Annotated in this window: 14 protein-coding genes; 7 read left to right on the forward strand and 7 right to left on the reverse strand. The window is 64.8% G+C overall.

Annotated elements, in window-relative coordinates:
- Positions 1 to 13: 13 nt before the first annotated feature.
- The 7 genes from soxA to B5V03_RS19025 are packed head-to-tail and all read right to left on the reverse strand — an operon-like array spanning position 14 to position 6,022.
- Positions 14 to 793: a sulfur oxidation c-type cytochrome SoxA gene (soxA, locus tag B5V03_RS18995; protein WP_164988120.1), complete on the reverse strand. Its 780-nt coding sequence runs from the start codon at positions 791 to 793 to the stop codon at positions 14 to 16.
- A complete protein-coding gene (gene soxZ, locus B5V03_RS19000) occupies positions 790 to 1,107 on the reverse strand; it encodes a thiosulfate oxidation carrier complex protein SoxZ (protein WP_129271931.1) in 318 nt (105 codons plus the stop codon). Before soxZ ends, soxA begins: the two co-directional genes overlap by 4 nt.
- Positions 1,107 to 1,574, reverse strand: a complete 468-nt coding sequence (locus B5V03_RS19005; RefSeq protein ID WP_129271932.1) for a SoxY-related AACIE arm protein — start codon at positions 1,572 to 1,574, stop codon at positions 1,107 to 1,109. The genes soxZ and B5V03_RS19005 overlap by 1 nt, the downstream gene beginning before the upstream one ends.
- 8 nt (positions 1,575 to 1,582) lie before the next feature.
- The gene (gene soxX, locus B5V03_RS19010) at positions 1,583 to 2,050 is read right to left on the reverse strand and encodes a sulfur oxidation c-type cytochrome SoxX (protein WP_129271933.1); all 468 of its coding nucleotides are present in this window, start codon (positions 2,048 to 2,050) and stop codon (positions 1,583 to 1,585) included.
- Positions 2,043 to 3,326 (reverse strand): NAD(P)/FAD-dependent oxidoreductase, encoded by a 1,284-nt coding sequence (locus B5V03_RS19015; protein WP_206736165.1) that lies wholly within the window; start codon positions 3,324 to 3,326, stop codon positions 2,043 to 2,045. Before B5V03_RS19015 ends, soxX begins: the two co-directional genes overlap by 8 nt.
- Positions 3,327 to 3,374: 48 nt before the next feature.
- Positions 3,375 to 5,561, reverse strand: coding sequence for a xanthine dehydrogenase family protein molybdopterin-binding subunit (locus tag B5V03_RS19020; RefSeq protein ID WP_129271935.1), 2,187 nt, complete (start codon positions 5,559 to 5,561; stop codon positions 3,375 to 3,377).
- 11 nt (positions 5,562 to 5,572) lie between these two features.
- Positions 5,573 to 6,022, reverse strand: a complete 450-nt coding sequence (locus tag B5V03_RS19025) for a (2Fe-2S)-binding protein (protein WP_092029291.1) — start codon at positions 6,020 to 6,022, stop codon at positions 5,573 to 5,575.
- 269 nt (positions 6,023 to 6,291) lie between these two features.
- Between B5V03_RS19025 and B5V03_RS19030 the strand changes: the two genes are divergently transcribed.
- The 7 genes from B5V03_RS19030 to B5V03_RS19060 all read left to right on the forward strand — a co-directional run bounded on the left by B5V03_RS19030 (position 6,292) and on the right by B5V03_RS19060 (position 14,863).
- Positions 6,292 to 6,546 carry a hypothetical protein gene (locus tag B5V03_RS19030; RefSeq protein ID WP_129271936.1) on the forward strand — a complete coding sequence of 85 codons (255 nt, stop codon included), beginning with the start codon at positions 6,292 to 6,294 and terminating at the stop codon, positions 6,544 to 6,546.
- An 84-nt stretch (positions 6,547 to 6,630) separates the two neighbouring features.
- Positions 6,631 to 7,689, forward strand: a complete 1,059-nt coding sequence (locus B5V03_RS19035; protein WP_129272037.1) for a radical SAM/SPASM domain-containing protein — start codon at positions 6,631 to 6,633, stop codon at positions 7,687 to 7,689.
- Positions 7,686 to 9,632 (forward strand): RiPP maturation radical SAM C-methyltransferase, encoded by a 1,947-nt coding sequence (locus B5V03_RS19040; RefSeq protein WP_129271937.1) that lies wholly within the window; start codon positions 7,686 to 7,688, stop codon positions 9,630 to 9,632. The genes B5V03_RS19035 and B5V03_RS19040 overlap by 4 nt, the downstream gene beginning before the upstream one ends.
- Positions 9,629 to 10,789, forward strand: a complete 1,161-nt coding sequence (locus B5V03_RS19045; RefSeq protein WP_129271938.1) for a radical SAM protein — start codon at positions 9,629 to 9,631, stop codon at positions 10,787 to 10,789. Before B5V03_RS19040 ends, B5V03_RS19045 begins: the two co-directional genes overlap by 4 nt.
- The gene (locus tag B5V03_RS19050) at positions 10,786 to 12,210 is read left to right on the forward strand and encodes a hypothetical protein (protein ID WP_129271939.1); all 1,425 of its coding nucleotides are present in this window, start codon (positions 10,786 to 10,788) and stop codon (positions 12,208 to 12,210) included. The genes B5V03_RS19045 and B5V03_RS19050 overlap by 4 nt, the downstream gene beginning before the upstream one ends.
- Positions 12,211 to 12,232: 22 nt before the next feature.
- Positions 12,233 to 13,072, forward strand: a complete 840-nt coding sequence (locus B5V03_RS19055) for an aKG-HExxH-type peptide beta-hydroxylase (RefSeq protein WP_129271940.1) — start codon at positions 12,233 to 12,235, stop codon at positions 13,070 to 13,072.
- A 174-nt stretch (positions 13,073 to 13,246) separates the two neighbouring features.
- Entirely contained in the window at positions 13,247 to 14,863 is a 1,617-nt protein-coding gene (locus tag B5V03_RS19060; protein WP_129271941.1) for a B12-binding domain-containing radical SAM protein, read from the forward strand.
- Positions 14,864 to 14,867 lie beyond the last annotated feature (4 nt).

A 14,867-nucleotide genomic window follows, 5' to 3' on the forward strand; every position in this document is an offset into this window, starting at 1 on the left:
TAATTCGCGCCGATCAGGGCCTCACGGCCGGTGTCTCCATCGGCAGGCCGCGCGCCCGCGACATCAGATAGAGCTCGAGCGCGACCAGCTCCGGCGCGCCGTAATCGTAGGCCTGGGCGCGAACGCCGCTCATGCAGCTGCGCAAGCGCCGCTCCAGCGATCCCAACGTCTGCCATTCCAGCCGATACAAGGGATAGCCGGTCGGCTGCGCTTGCGTGATCGGTGCGCCAGCAAGACGCCTGTCAAAGTTGTCGTCGTGGCAATTGGTGCACGCGAGGTTGAGCTGGCCCTCGCGCTGCATGAAGAGGTCGCGGCCCTGCGCGAGGAACGGCTTCAGCTCCGGATCGTCGCCAGCGGTGATAGCGACGCCGCGCGACTGGTGGGCGACGAAGGCGGAAAGTGCCAGCAGGTCACGGCTCTCATAGGGGAGCGGGCTCGCCTGCTGATGATTGGCGCGGCAGAGATTGATGCGCTGGTCGAGCGTGACAGGGCGCGCCAGCGCCTTGTCGAAGGCGGGATAGCGCGCCGCCACGCCCTTCATGCTGCCGCGCGCATCGCCGTGGCAATCCGCGCAGGCTTTTTCGGCGCTACCTGTTTTTTTCGCCCAGAGCGCCTCGCCGTCGAGCACGAACAGCATGCCCGGATTGGCGGTGTCGTCATCCTGCATGGCGCGCGTGTCCGGACCCATGAAGGTGTAGCCGGACCGGCGCGCATCGGACGGGATTTCGCCGGCAACCAGGGCAGGGGCCGCGGCCAACAATGTGGCCGCCGCTATCGCGCGCCAAGAGATCATTCGACCGTGATCGGGGCCGATGCGGTCGACGAATAGCCGTTGTCGCCGATCCATTCGAATTCGAACTTGCCGCTCTCCTTCGCCACCGTGAAGAAGGAGAGATATGGGTTGGCGGCGATCGCCGGAAACAGGTCAGCACGGAAAACTTCGGTGCCGTTGTAGCGGCAGGTAAAGCTCGTGATGATGTCGCGCGGCACCAGCGCGCCGTCCGCGGTGTGGCGGAAGCCGGTTTCCATGATGTGCGAGGTCAGCGTGCGGATCTCGATGATGTCGCCGCGCTTGGCCTTGGCCGGAACGTTGATGAGCGCGGCCATCAGTTCATCTCCTCGGTGCAGGCGGCTAGCGTCACGACGATCTCGGTGGCGACCTGCCAGAACGTGTCGTCGGAGAGCCGGGCGATGGCAACCACCTTCTGGGTGTCGGCGAGGCGGATCCTGGTTGAGACCTGGGCACGGCCGGAGGCGGCGTTGAGATAAAAATTGCCGATGTTGGGCTGCGGGTTCTTCTCGTTGAAGACGTGGATGCTCTTGACGTAATCGTTCGCCGTCATCGGGCTTGCGACGCTGACCGTCATCGGCACGGTGTTGCCGTTCTCGACCAGCGGCGGAATGTCGAGCTTGACCTTGCCGGTGCGAATCTGGGCTTCGCCGACGACGTTGCGGATCGCGGTGTTGAGCATCGCCGGCGTCGCTTGAAGTGGCCGCATTGTCACGATCGGGATCGTCCCGGCGATCGTGACGCCTCCGGTGAGGCTCAGGAATTGTCGTCGTGTGGTCGGCATGAACAGTCCTAGTCCCGAAGCGTTGCAAGAAAAGCCACGATGTCCTCGATCTCCGCGGCGGATAATATCGGCTTGTCGGCGAAATTGCGCCCAACCCGCACGAGGCCGTCATTGCGATAATAGGACGGCATGATGGTCTTCGGGTTGAAGCGCGACGCATCGACCAGCCGCAGCCGCAACTGGCCCGCCGACCACCAGTTCCCGGTACCTTTGAGGTCGGGTGCAAGGTCACCCTGGAACCGTACTTCCGGGAACGGACCGGAATGGCAGAGGATGCAGGTCGTGGTGCGCGCCAACACCAGCGCGCGTCCACGCGCGGGATCACCTGGCGAATCCGTGAGGGACTGCGGGATGGTGTCACCGATGATCTTGTAAGGCACGAGCTCATCGGCTCTTGCTCCGCAAGCCAGGGCTCCGCAGGCCAGCACAAGGCCGGCGGCGATCAGCGCTGCGATATGGAGGGGTGCACTAGCCAAAGGTGTCCGCCGTGATGGTTTCAAACCAGCGCTCGGCCTCAGCCGCCTCGCGGGCGCGCAGCTCGCGCGGGGCATCGACCGGGCTGGTCGCGCCGCCCTCGACCTCGGCAAAGATGTCACCCCTGGGCTGGTAATTGCCGGCGAGCGAGAAGCCGTAGCCGGGCGCGACGGTGTTGTAGCAGATGCCGGTCAGCCGCGGTGTCCCCGGCGCACGGTTCGCGAGCAGGGCGACGATCGCGGCGGCGCAGGCCTTGCCCTGTGCGCCCGCTGCCGATGCCGATTTAGGGATGCCGCCGCCGAGACAGGCATCGCCGATGACATGGATGTTCGGGACGAGCTTCGACTCGAAGGTCACAGGGTCGATCGGACACCAGCCGGTCGCATCAGTCGCGCCTGCGATCTCGGCGATGCGCCCGGCGCGCTGCGCCGGGATGACGTTGGCGACGTCAGGGGTGTAGTTGCCGAACTCGGTGATGATGGTCCGCGTCGAGGGATCGACCGAGGTGACGCGGCCGCCTTGCGACAGCGCGATGCGCTCGATCATATCGCCATAGAGCTCCTTCCACGCCTTCTCGAACAACCGCTGCTGCGAAAAATTGTCCTTGGCATCGAGGACCAGCACTTTTGAGCGCGGCTTCTTCGTCTTCAGGTAGTGCGCGATCAGGCTGGCACGCTCGTAGGGAGCTGGCGGACAGCGCGAGGGATTGGCCGGAACTGCGATGGCGACAGTGCCGCCGTCTTCCATCGCCTCCAGTTGCCGGCGCAATAGCAGCGTCTGCGCGCCGGCCTTCCAGGCGTGCGGCATTTTTTCCGACGCGGCCTCGTCATAGCCGGGCAAGGCTTCGAAATGGAAGTCGATGCCGGGCGAGAGCACGAGGCGATCGTAGGGCAGCGCGACGCCATCGGTCGTCATCACGCTGCGCCGCTGCGGCTCAATTGCGGTCACGGCCTGGCTGATCATGGTGACGCCCTCGGCGGCGAGCTTGTCGTAGCCGAACTGCTGGGCTTCGATGTCGCGCAGGCCCGCGATCACCTCGTTGCTCAGGGGGCAGGAGGTGAAGACCGCATTGGGCTCTATCAGGATGATTTGCAAGTCTGGCTGCGCACGCTTCAGGGCGCGGGCGCACGCCGCGCCGCCGAAACCGCCGCCGACCACGACGACACGCGCCGTGGATTGCGCGTGCAGGATCGATGGCCGCGCCAGCGCTACGGCTGCCGCGGTGATGCCGAGCACGGCATTCCGCCGTGTCACCGGGCGCGTGGTCATCGGGATCATCCAGACAAAAATACTGCGGCGGCCGTCATGGCCGCCGCAGCGCTTCGTTTACGCGAAGGTGATGTTCTGGTCGCGCAGCGGCACCGAGCGGATGCGCTTGCCCGTCGCGGCGAAATAGGCGTTGAGCACCGCTGGTGCTGCGACGCCGATGGTCGGCTCGCCGACACCGCCCCAGAATCCGCCGCTCGGCACCATCACCGATTCCACCTTCGGCATCTCGTTGATGCGCATCGAGTTGAAGGTGTCGAAGTTGGTTTGCTCGATCTTGCCGTCCTTGACGGTGCAGCCACCGTAGAACAGCGCAGACAGGCCATAGACGAAGGAGCCCGCGATCTGCCGCTCGACCTGCGCCGGATTGACGACGTAGCCGGGATCGGTGGAGGCGACGATGCGATGCACCTTGATCTTGCTGCCCTCGGTCACCGAGATCTCGGCGGCGCCGGCGACATAGCTGCCATAGCCCATGACCTGCGCGATGCCGCGATAGACGCCTTGCGGCGCGGGCTTGTCCCAGCCGATCTTTTCGGCGACGGCATTGAGCACCGCCAGATGCTTGGGATGGTTGCCCATCAGCTTGCGGCGGAATTCGAGCGGGTCCTGGCCTACGGAATGGGCCAGCTCGTCCATGAAGCATTCCATGTAGATCGCGTTGTGATTGACGTTGACGCCGCGCCAGAAGCCCGGCGGGACGTGCGGGTTGCGCATCGCATGCTCGACCAGCAGGTTCGGCACCGAATAGCCGATCGCGGCCTCGCCGGATTGGGCGACGCCCTGGAAGGCGGCCGGATCCATGCCGTTCTGCAGCGCTTCGGGGCGCAGCGAGAACAGGATCGACTGCCCGGACAGGCGGTAATGCAACGCGACCAGGTTGTTATTGGCATCGAACGCGCCGGTCATCTTGCACTGGGTGACCGGGTGATACCGGCCATGCGCCATGTCCTCTTCGCGCGACCACAGCAGCTTGATCGGCGTGCCCGGCATCTGCTTGGCGATCAGAACGGCCTGGCGGACATAATCGGTCTGGCCGCGCCGGCCGAAGCCGCCGCCGGGCATCACCTTGTACATGTCGCACTTCTCGGCCGGCAGGCCTGAGGCCTCCAGCACCGCCGCGAAGACGGCCTCGCCGTTCTGCGTGCCGCACCAGACCTCGCATTTGTCGGCCGTGTAGAGCGCGGTGGCGTTCATCGGCTCCATCGTGGCGTGGTTCTGGTAAGGATAGTTGTAGACGGCTTCGACCTTCTTCGCCGCACCGGCAATCGCCGCTTTGACGTCGCCGTTCTTGTTGCCGACATAGGCCGGCTGTGCGTCGTCGAGGCCTTCGGCGAGCCACTTCGCAATCGACTCGCTGGAGACTTTTGCATTCTCGCCCTCGTCCCAGACGATCGGCATCGCTTCCAGCGCGGTCTTGGCGTGCCACCATGTGTCGGCAACGACGGCGACCGCGGTGTCGCCGACCTTGACGACCTTCTTGACGCCTTTCATGCCGGCGACCTTGGCTTCGTCATAGCTCTTCAGCTTGCCACCGAACACCGGGCAGTCCTTGATCGCGGCGTTCAGCATGCCCGGCAGCTTGACGTCGATGCCGTAGATCATGGTGCCATTGGTCTTGTCGGCGGTGTCGAGCCGCAGCAGTCCCTTGCCCGCGATGGTCCAGTCCTTGGGGTCCTTGAGCTTGACGTCGGCCGGCGGCGTCAGCTTGGCGGCGGCTTCGGCGACCTTGCCGTAAGTCGTGGTCTTGCCCGATGCCTTGTGGGTGATGACGCCCTTGGCGACGGTGCATTCGGAGGCCGGTACCTTCCACTCGTTGGCGGCGGCCTCGATCAGCATCACGCGTGCGGTGGCGCCGCCCTTGCGGACATAGTCCTGCGAGGAGCGGATGCCGCGGCTGCCGCCGGTCGAGAAATCGCCCCAGGCGCGCTTGCGGGCGACACTCTGGCCGGGTGTCGGGTACTCGGTCGTGACCTTCGACCAGTCGCATTCGAGCTCTTCGGCGACGAGCTGGGCAAGGCCGGTGAGCGAACCCTGGCCCATCTCGGAGCGGGCGATGCGGATCACCACGGTGTCATCGGGCTTCACCACGACCCAGGCATTGACCTCGGGCGAGCCGTCGGCGGCGCGCACCACGGCGGGGCCGCCGAAAGGAAGGTCGAGGCCGATGGCGAGGCCGGCGCCGACTGCGGCGGTGCCGACGACGAAGGCGCGGCGGTTCATCTTGGGAGAGACGTGCTTGTTCATAGGGCGGCTCCTCAGGCGCTGGCGATCGTGTGGATCGCTTCGCGCACCTGCTGGAAGGTGCCGCAGCGGCAGATATTGGTGATGGCCTCGTCGATATCGGCGTCAGTCGGTTTCGGCTTCTCGGCGAGAAGCGCCGCGACCGCCATGATCATTCCGCTCTGGCAGTAGCCGCACTGCGGAACGTCTTTCGCGATCCACGCTGCCTGCACCTTGTGCAATGTATCGCCGGAGGCGAGCCCCTCGATCGTGGTGATCTTCTTGCCCTCGGCCTCGCTGACCGAAACGCCGCAGGAGCGCATGGCGACGCCGTCCATGTGAACGGTGCAGGCGCCGCATTGTGCAATGCCGCAGCCATATTTGGTGCCGGTCAGGCCGGCATTCTCGCGGATCGCCCAGAGTAGCGGCGTATCCGGCTCGACATCGAGTGTGAAGGTTTTTCCGTTGATTGTTAGATTTGCCATCGCAAGTCCCTTGATTGGCCCAATCCACCGATTGGACTCAGGGAAACAATGTGTCTGGCAAATTGGAACTGTTCAAATCAATAGTCCGAGGGGTGGTTCTCAAAGAGGCTGACATGCGCGGGGAAGAATGTCGGGAGCACGGTGTTGCGCGTTGTGAATGGCCGTACAATTCCGCAGCCTTTGGTCGCATCGATTTCATTTGACTATCTGGGGGTATTGTACAACCTTGGGTTTGATGGATCATTAGTCCATCCTAAGGGAGAAGTGCCATGGGTCGCATTGTCACGATTGATCTCGAAAAGGTTCTCGCGTCAGGTAACGATCTCAAAGCCAAGTCACCTTCTGGTCTCACCAGCCACGCCGACCTGCTCGGCCTTGCCAGCGACGTCAGCAAGGATCCGGTCGCCTATCTGAGCAGCGTTGGCGTACAGCTCGACGACACGACGGCGACGATGCTGCGGAGCAAGCTGGCCACGCGTAGCGGTGGCATACAGGCCGGTTCGATCCATATCGACCTCATCTGATCCGGCTTCGGCAAACTTTCGTCGGCAGATCATGATGGCCGGCTGACCGGTTCGCCGGGCAGCCGGGATATGGGGTCGTCGGCCATGGCGCTCGGCGCACAATATTTATCCGATTTCCGCGCGGCCAGGGTGACGCCCAAGAATCTCGTTTTGAACGTCACGCTGAAATGTCCGCTCAAGTGCTCGCACTGTTGCTTTTCATCCGACATGTTTCACGGCGGCCATCTTTCCGCCGCTGACGTTCATCGGTGCATTCAGCAGGCTGCGCAGATACCGTCGATGGAGATCGTCCATTTCGTCGGTGGCGATCCGATGCTGCACGCGGATATCGTGGCTGACGCCGTGGCGTTGGCCTCGTCGCTGGGCTTGCGCGCCGGCATCACCACGAGTGCGTTCTGGGCCAAGTCGCCTGCGCGCGCGATGGCGGCTGTTCAACGACTGCGGGTCGCGGGCCTCACCGAGATGACGCTGTCGTATGATGATCCCCACGCCGAGTTCGTGCCGCTGAACTTCATTGCCAATGCGGTCGCTGCCGCGCGGGACAACGGCCTGCTGCTTCGAATCGCGGTGGTGGTCGAGGCCGGCTCGCGGATCACGGCCGCCAGCCTGCGCGTCGACCTTGGCCTTCAGGATGAGCCCGGGATCAACATCTACGAAACTGTCGCCAACTCGACCGGCCGTGGCGAGGGCACGGATGAGGAAACGCGAGCGGGGCGCGTTCGCCACGCGTCGGCTTACCGCGGACCGTGCGAGTCCGTTCTCCACACCCTCACAGTCGATCACGAGGGCGGCATCCAGCCCTGCTGCGGCGTGCTTCCTCACTACGATTCCCTGAAAGTCGGCCACATTGCGGAGGAGGGGATCGAAGCCGCCATGCGGGCGGCCGCCGACGATCCGCTCTATAGATGGATCAGGCTGGAGGGACCCGTTGCCATCCTCGCTGCTGTCACGGCCGACGATCCCGTGCCAATGCGCGCGGAGGAGTTCGATGGTATCTGCACCGCCTGCGATCGTATCTTCCGCTCGCCGGATCTGCTGGCGCGGGTGCGCGAAGCCGCCGAGGCGCGCCGCAGCCAGATCGAGACCTGCGAGATCCTGCTGGACGGCCAGGCCGGACCTGCCAACCTCGTGGCCGCCCCATGAGCGTCGATGTCCTCTTCTGCTCGGCGCCGGTGATGTCCGTGGTACGCCCGTCCGCGGCGCTCGGCCTGTTGCAGGCGCTGCTGCGGCAGAAGGGCATTCGGGCCGAGTCGCTCTATCTCAATCTGCTCTTCGCGGATCGCATCGGGCTCGACCTGAACGAGCAACTCGCGGAGAAGCTGCCAAGCCATCTTCTGGCCGGCGATTGGCTGTTCGGCGATTGCCTGGGCGCGCGGCCCGACCGACCGCAGGTGCAGCGTCATATCCAGGAGCTCAGCGCCGCCGTCGAGCGAAAGGGATTGGCGCAGCTCCATGAGATCCGCCGCAATCTGATCCCGTCCTTTGTCGCCGAAGCGGCGGACCGGCTGCTCGAACGCAACCCAAAAATCATCGGCTTCACCTCGATGTTTGAGCAGACGGTCGCCTCGCTCGCGATCGCGGCCGCGGTGAAAGAGCGCGATCCGTCCGTGATCGTCTGCCTCGGCGGCGCCAATTGCCATGGCCCGATGGGCGCGGTGTTGCTGAAGAACTTTTCGCAGATCGACTACGTCTTCAATGGCGAGGCCGATACCGTGTTCGGCCCGGCCGCTGAGGCGATTCTGCGCGGCGAGCAGCCCCGCGGTATGCCGGGATGCCTGTCACGTGAACAGTCTGCCACAGGTAGCGCGGCCGGTCCGACCGCGATGGATGCGCTGCCGATACCGGACTACGCAGACTATTTCGCGCAACTGGCTTGGATGTCTGAAGCCTCGCGCGTGCGTCCTTCGATTCCGTTCGAGTCGTCGCGGGGCTGCTGGTGGGGGCAGAAGCATCACTGCACCTTCTGCGGCCTGAATGGGGAGGGCATGGCGTTCAGGGCAAAGTCGGCGCCACGCGTGCTCTGCGAAATAGAGACACTGCATGCGGAATTCGGGATCGGACGTTTTGCCGCCACTGACAACATCCTGGGCATGTCCCACATCGACGGCGTGCTGGGAAAGCTCGCCGAACGCCCGGCGCACGGCTTTCGCTTCTTCTACGAGATCAAGGCCAATATGGACGAAGCGCAGCTCGAGAAGCTGGCGCTGGCCGGGACTGTCTGGCTGCAGCCCGGCATCGAAAGCCTCTCAGACCCGGTGCTGCATCTCATGCGCAAGGGCGTGAGCGCCTTGCTCAACCTCCGTCTGCTGCGCAATTGCCGTGAGCTTGGCGTCGGGCTGGTCTGGTCGATCCTCTATGGCTTCCCCGGCGAGCCGCGCGACGCTTATGACGCCGTCGCCAAGATGGTGCCGCTGCTCGAACACCTTCAGCCGCCGGTCGGCTGCGGCCGCATCCGGCTCGACCGCTTCAGCCCCAATTTTGAGCGCGCCGCCGAGATCGGCTTTCACAACGTCACGCCGATGCCGGCCTATGGCGCGATCTATGACGTCCCGGACGAAGATCTCGCTAACCTCGCTTATTTCTTCGAGGGCGATGCGCCGGACGCCGCACGTGAGCAGGATCTGGTGTCGCTCAAGGACGCAAGCGCAGGCTGGCGCGCGCGCTGGTTCGACCAACCCTTCTCACCGCAATTGACGATGACGGCCGTGGGCACCGCGCATCTCGTCAGCGACACCCGCGCATGCGCGCTTCAGCCGTTTTATTGCCCGACACCGTCCGAGGTCGCCGTGCTCAATCTGCTGCGCAATCCCTGCACGCGGCCGAACATTGCTGAGCAGCTTGCGGATCGCTTTGACGTGACATCAGTCGAGGCCGCAATGGATGCGGTCTTGATGCGGCGGTTCGCGATCGAGATCGACGGCAGGATGCTCTCGTTGGTCACGGACGCCGGCCGGGAGGTTTTTGACGCCGACGCGCGCGCCGAGTTTCCGCTCGGCTTCGTTCTTCCGCGCGAGCGCCCGAAAATTCACGCGAGCTTGACGGATCTCCGCGATGAGCCGGCAGGCCTCGAACGGGTGCAGCCATGACCGTCGAAGTCCGCCCGCTCGGCGACAAGTGCAACATCAAGTGTCGCTACTGCTATCAGGAGGGCATCCGCACCGCCGGCAACGTCCCGACGCGCTACGATCTCGATGCGATCATCGCGACGCTGGACAGACTGGGCGAGCCGTTCAGCCTGTTCGGCGGCGAGATCATGATGACGCGCCGGTCCGATCTCGAACGCCTGATGCAGCTGGGCTTCGACCGCCATGGCGGCGTCGGCATGCAGACCAACGGCACGCTGATCGAGGAGCGCGACATCGAGCTGTTCAGGAAATACCGCGTGCGCATCGGAATCTCCATCGACGGGTCGGGACCGCTCAACGATGCCCGCTGGGCCGGCAGCCTTGCAGCAACGCGGCGCGCGACTGCGCGCATCGAGGCCGCGATCGAGACGCTGTGCCGCGAGGGCATGCCGCCGAACGTGATCGTGACGCTCAACCGGATGAACGCCGCGCCGGGGCGGCTCGACGTGCTGTGCGACTGGATCGGGTTTCTCGGCAGCCTCGGCGTACGCAAGCTGCGACTGCATCTGCTGGAGCAGGACGAAACGGAAGGAGGCGAGGGCCTCGCGCTCACCGCGCAGGAGAATCTCGTGGCTCTCAGGCGATTGCGCCGGCTCGAACAGGAGCTGCCGTCAGTCGAGTTCGACATCTTCACGGAGATGGCCGCGATGTTGGGGGGAGACGACGCCCGCACCTCATGCGTGTTCCATGCCTGCGATCCCTATGCGACGCGCGCCGTGGTCGGCGTCGAAAGCGACGGCCGGCTCGGCAATTGCGGCCGCACCAACAAGGATGGCGTCACCCATCTGCGCGCGAGCCGCGAGGCTTTCGAGCGCCAGCTCTCGCTCTACCGGACGCCGCAGGCCGATGGCGGATGCCAGGGCTGCCGGTTCTTCCTCGCCTGCAAGGGCAACTGCCCGGGCACCGCGATCGGCGGCGACTGGCGGATGCGCTCGATTGACTGTCCGGTGTGGTTCGGCCTGTTCGAGGATATCGAGACCGAACTTTTGGCGAGCGGCGAAATCGCGATCAGCCGGTCGGAGCTTCGACCTGATCTCGAAGCGAAGATGATCGCGGCATGGTCGATCGGTGACAATCCGACATTGCATTCGCTGCTCCAGCCAGCGGATTCAACATGAAATCCGCGTGGCTGACATGCTGGTTGGCTTGGCCTCGTCCTCCACTTGCGGCCGCGCCGCGCGAGCCTGTTGTCGCGAAGGCGGCTACGCAGCGCATCAGTTTCAGCGGCCCACAGGCGCGTGCGCTTTGGCAGCCGCGCCTGGAACGTCTCGGCGAGGCGGCACTCGCGATTGAACTGGAGATGGTGCGACGGAAGCACATTGCAGCGACGGTGCTGTGGACCGGCTATGATGGCATCGAGGCCTTGACGGAGCGGGTGCGTGCGATCGGCCTCGAGGCCAGGCCGATCAAGGCTTCGCTCGGCTACGCCGCCGACTGGTCGCAGGACGCGTCGATCGACGAGCCGAAGCGGCTGCTCGACTATGCGTTCCTGATCGGCGCTGCGCCGCTCGACGCAGCGATGGCCGATCCGGCAGCAGAGGACATGGCAGAGACGGCGATACGGTTCGGCTATCCCGCCTGCTGCGCGGAATCCTGGGCGAATCATCTTCGGCGCGGCGGAAGCGATCCGCTGGCTCGTGTGCTTGCGCGTGAGGACAAGACAGCCGTGCCAGCCCACACCGCACTCGCAGTTTTGGGGCTGGGGCCGGTGCGGCACGCGCCATGTTCGACGGACTGCTCCGCCACGCGCGATCGTTCGCGTCCGTTTCTCGATCTCGGCCGAGAGCTGGGATTCGTCGAGGAAATGAGCTGGCTCGAAGAGATCGCGGGTTGGACGGTCGGCGCGTCGCTGGTCAACGGCGTCGCCGAAATCACGACGGCTGCGTTCCGCTGCACCTGGCTGTCCGACGAGGGGCCGTCGCAACCTCGTCTCGCCGCGCCAGCGCGCCGCCCGGAAAAACGAAAGGCCGCAGCGATCGAGCTCGTCGACAGCGCCCACGTCCTCGCCGAACTCGGCACCGGATTTGAATCGGCCGGTTTCGCGAGTCCTTTCGCCATGCGCTCGCGCTTCAGCGCCGTCGTCTGGGAACAGACCGCTGCGCTGCGCCGCGCCACAACGGCTGTGCATATCGGCTGCGGCGATGGCTTGCTGCTGGAGTTGATCGCGCAGACAAAGCCAAAGCTGAGATTATACGGCACCGAGGAAGATACTGCGGCGGCTGAGGCCGCGCGCCAGCGGCTCGGCGCGTCATTCCCCGTGCTTGGCGGGACCAGTACAGATGTATTTGCGGTGCTGTCGCGTCTTGCGCCTGAAGGCATCGATCTCGCTTTCGTCGATCCGGAGCAGCTTGGCGATCGCGACGCGCTCGCCGCCATCTCCGCGATCGCAAGGTCGATCATCGTGATCGGCACCGACCGGTCGCTGCGCCGCTTCAGGGATATCGACAATCTTGCGGCAACGATGGGGCTTGCCCTGCTGCCCGGGCGCGCAGCGCGGGTGTCCGCGACGCTCTCGCCGGCGATGGATCGCCTGCACTGACTGGTTTGAAGGAGAACGCGCCATGAATGCGACGTCGATTGACTGGGAACGCACGGCACGCCCGCAGGCCGATGGTTACGACACGGCCGTCGCCCTCGGCCTGATCGAAACCGAGTCGACCCCGTGGCGCCCGTTGCCGCCGCAGCGTTCCCCGGTGAACGGTGCGCCGACCGTTGCGGAGGGCAGGGTTGTCCTGCGCATTGAGGATCCACTGCTTCCCGCGCCGCGCTTCGTCCCCGACACGCAAGCCATCACGGCCATGGAGCAGGCGCTTCATTATGTCCACCGCTGGCCGCTCGCTGCAAAACAATGGCCTGACATCGTGCACACGATCCAGTGCTATCACGACACCGAGCAGCCGACCGAAGGGCCCGGCCGCCTCGGCTCGGCCAGCCATTCGGTCGATGCGCGGTTCGGTGTCATCGGCTTGACGGTGAACTGTCCGCTCGCGACGGCGCAGGCGATCGTCCATGAAATGGCCCATCACAAGCTGCGGGCGTTCGGTGTCGCCAACGAGAATGCGATCCGGATCATCAGCAATCCGCAAGACGAGCTCTATGCGAGCCCGATCGTGGTCGACCGGCCGCGTCCGATGACGGCTGTGCTGCACGCGCAATATTCGTTCATCCACGTCACCCAGCTCGACGTGCACATGCTCGAGCAGGAGGAGGATCCGCAGGTTCGCAGCGACATCCGCACGCTGCTTGCGCGAAATGCGTCAAGGATGGAGAAGGGGTTCGAGACGTTGCGGCAGCACGCGCGCACCGACGCGGCCGGCCGTGAGTTCCTCGGCGCGTTCTACGCCTGGTGCAGTGATGTCCTGGCAGCCAGCCGGAAGCTGCTGGCGACCGAGCACGCTTGATCAGCGGGCCGGGTTCCAGCCCTGGACGCCAGATGCGCGGCGTGGGGCGACGTCCGTTCATGAACGGCGGTTCCAGGTCCGATCATCACTGCGCTGCAGCGACAGTTTGTCCCTTTTGCCGGGATGCAAGACGGAAACGCTTTGCTACACTGCACCCGAGTCAAGAGGAGTTCCATGAACGTGGCGAGCCCCTGCAACGTGCTGATGCTTTATCCGCTGTTCACGGCGGAGTCGTTCTGGAGCTTCGGCGAGTCCTGCAAGCTGATGGGCGTGCGGCGCCCGGCCGCTCCCCTTGGCCTCATCACCGTCGCCGCGATGTTGCCGAAGGACTGGACGGTGCGGCTGATCGACTGCAATACGCAGCCCTTCGGTGACGACGATCTCGCCTGGGCCGATGTCGTCTTCACGGGCGGGATGCTGCCGCAGCAGGCCGACACGTTGCGCCTGATCGACATGTGCCGCGCGGCGGGCAAGCCGGTGGTCGTCGGCGGTCCCGATCCGACGTCGAGCCCGCACATCTATGAGCGGGCTGACTTCGAGGTGCTCGGCGAAGCCGAGGGCGTCATCGACGAATTCATTGCGGCGTGGGAGAGCGGCAAGCGCTCGGGCGTCTTCACAGCGCCGAAATTCCAGGCCGACGTCACCACGACGCCGGTGCCGCGCTTCGACCTGCTGAAGTTCGAGGACTATCTCTATCTCGGTGTGCAGTATTCCCGCGGCTGCCCGTTCACCTGCGAGTTCTGCGACATCATCGAGCTCTATGGCCGCGTGCCGCGGACCAAAACGACCGAGCAGATGTTCGTCGAGCTCGAGACGCTCTACAACATGGGCTATCGCGGCCATCTCGACTTCGTCGACGACAACTTTATTGGCAACAAGAAGTCGCTCAGGCAGTTCCTGCCCAAGCTCGCTGAATGGCAGCGCGCGCATGGCTATCCCTTCGAATTGTCGACCGAGGCTTCGGTCAATCTGGCCGACGATCCCGAATTGCTCGACCTGATGGGTGCGGCCAATTTCTTTGCCATCTTCGTCGGCATTGAAAGCCCGGACCCTGCGACGCTGGTCGCGATGCGGAAGAAGCAGAACACAAGACGCAACATCGCCGAGAGCATTCACAAGATCTACGGCGCCGGCATGCTGGTCACCGCCGGCTTCATCGTCGGCTTCGACAGCGAGAAGGTTGCGATGGCGGATGCCATGGTCGACTTCATCGAGGAGGCCGCGATTCCCGTCGCGATGGTCGGTCTGCTCTACGCGTTGCCGAACACGCAGCTCACGCGGCGTCTCGCCAAGGAAGGCCGGCTGCACGCGGACCACGATCTGGCTTCGACCACAGGCGGCGACCAGTGCACCGGCGGCATCAATTTCGATCCGGTCCGTCCGCTGCGCGACATCCTGATGGACTACAAGACGGTGCTCGAGCGGGTCTATAGCCCGGCGGCCTATGCAGGCCGCATCGACAAGCTGATGATGCTGCTCGACCGCTCCAGGCAGCGCCACGAGCTTGCCGAAGGCGACATCCGCGCCAGGGTCGGCGCGATGGAGACGGTCCACCGTGTGGTCACGGCCATTCCGAACGGACGCCCGCTGTGGCAGACCTTCATGAACTGCGCCAAGCGCGACACGTCGTCGGCGCGGATCGCGGTGCAGATGATCGCGGCCTATGCGCATCTCGGGCCGTTCTCGCGTAAGGTCATCGATGCCATCGACGCGCGCCTTGCTGCGCTTGACGACGAGACGGTCATTCCGGCGCCGCCGATCGACGCGACGGCGGTCCGGTACCTCGCCTGAGAGG

This window comes from Bradyrhizobium betae, from assembly GCF_004123905.1.
Lineage (GTDB): Bacteria > Pseudomonadota > Alphaproteobacteria > Rhizobiales > Xanthobacteraceae > Bradyrhizobium > Bradyrhizobium betae_A.

Excerpts from the sequence above, each read along its gene's own strand:
- soxA (WP_164988120.1), bottom strand. The coding sequence starts at position 793 with ATGATCTCTTGGCGCGCGATAGCGGCGGCCACATTGTTGGCCGCGGCC.
- soxZ (WP_129271931.1), bottom strand. The coding sequence starts at position 1,107 with ATGGCCGCGCTCATCAACGTTCCGGCCAAGGCCAAGCGCGGCGACATC.
- B5V03_RS19005 (WP_129271932.1), bottom strand. The coding sequence starts at position 1,574 with ATGCCGACCACACGACGACAATTCCTGAGCCTCACCGGAGGCGTCACG.
- B5V03_RS19015 (WP_206736165.1), bottom strand. The coding sequence starts at position 3,326 with ATGATCCCGATGACCACGCGCCCGGTGACACGGCGGAATGCCGTGCTC.
- B5V03_RS19020 (WP_129271935.1), bottom strand. The coding sequence starts at position 5,561 with ATGAACAAGCACGTCTCTCCCAAGATGAACCGCCGCGCCTTCGTCGTC.
- B5V03_RS19025 (WP_092029291.1), bottom strand. The coding sequence starts at position 6,022 with ATGGCAAATCTAACAATCAACGGAAAAACCTTCACACTCGATGTCGAG.
- B5V03_RS19030 (WP_129271936.1), top strand. The coding sequence starts at position 6,292 with ATGGGTCGCATTGTCACGATTGATCTCGAAAAGGTTCTCGCGTCAGGT.
- B5V03_RS19035 (WP_129272037.1), top strand. The coding sequence starts at position 6,631 with ATGGCGCTCGGCGCACAATATTTATCCGATTTCCGCGCGGCCAGGGTG.
- B5V03_RS19040 (WP_129271937.1), top strand. The coding sequence starts at position 7,686 with ATGAGCGTCGATGTCCTCTTCTGCTCGGCGCCGGTGATGTCCGTGGTA.
- B5V03_RS19045 (WP_129271938.1), top strand. The coding sequence starts at position 9,629 with ATGACCGTCGAAGTCCGCCCGCTCGGCGACAAGTGCAACATCAAGTGT.
- B5V03_RS19050 (WP_129271939.1), top strand. The coding sequence starts at position 10,786 with ATGAAATCCGCGTGGCTGACATGCTGGTTGGCTTGGCCTCGTCCTCCA.
- B5V03_RS19055 (WP_129271940.1), top strand. The coding sequence starts at position 12,233 with ATGAATGCGACGTCGATTGACTGGGAACGCACGGCACGCCCGCAGGCC.
- B5V03_RS19060 (WP_129271941.1), top strand. The coding sequence starts at position 13,247 with ATGAACGTGGCGAGCCCCTGCAACGTGCTGATGCTTTATCCGCTGTTC.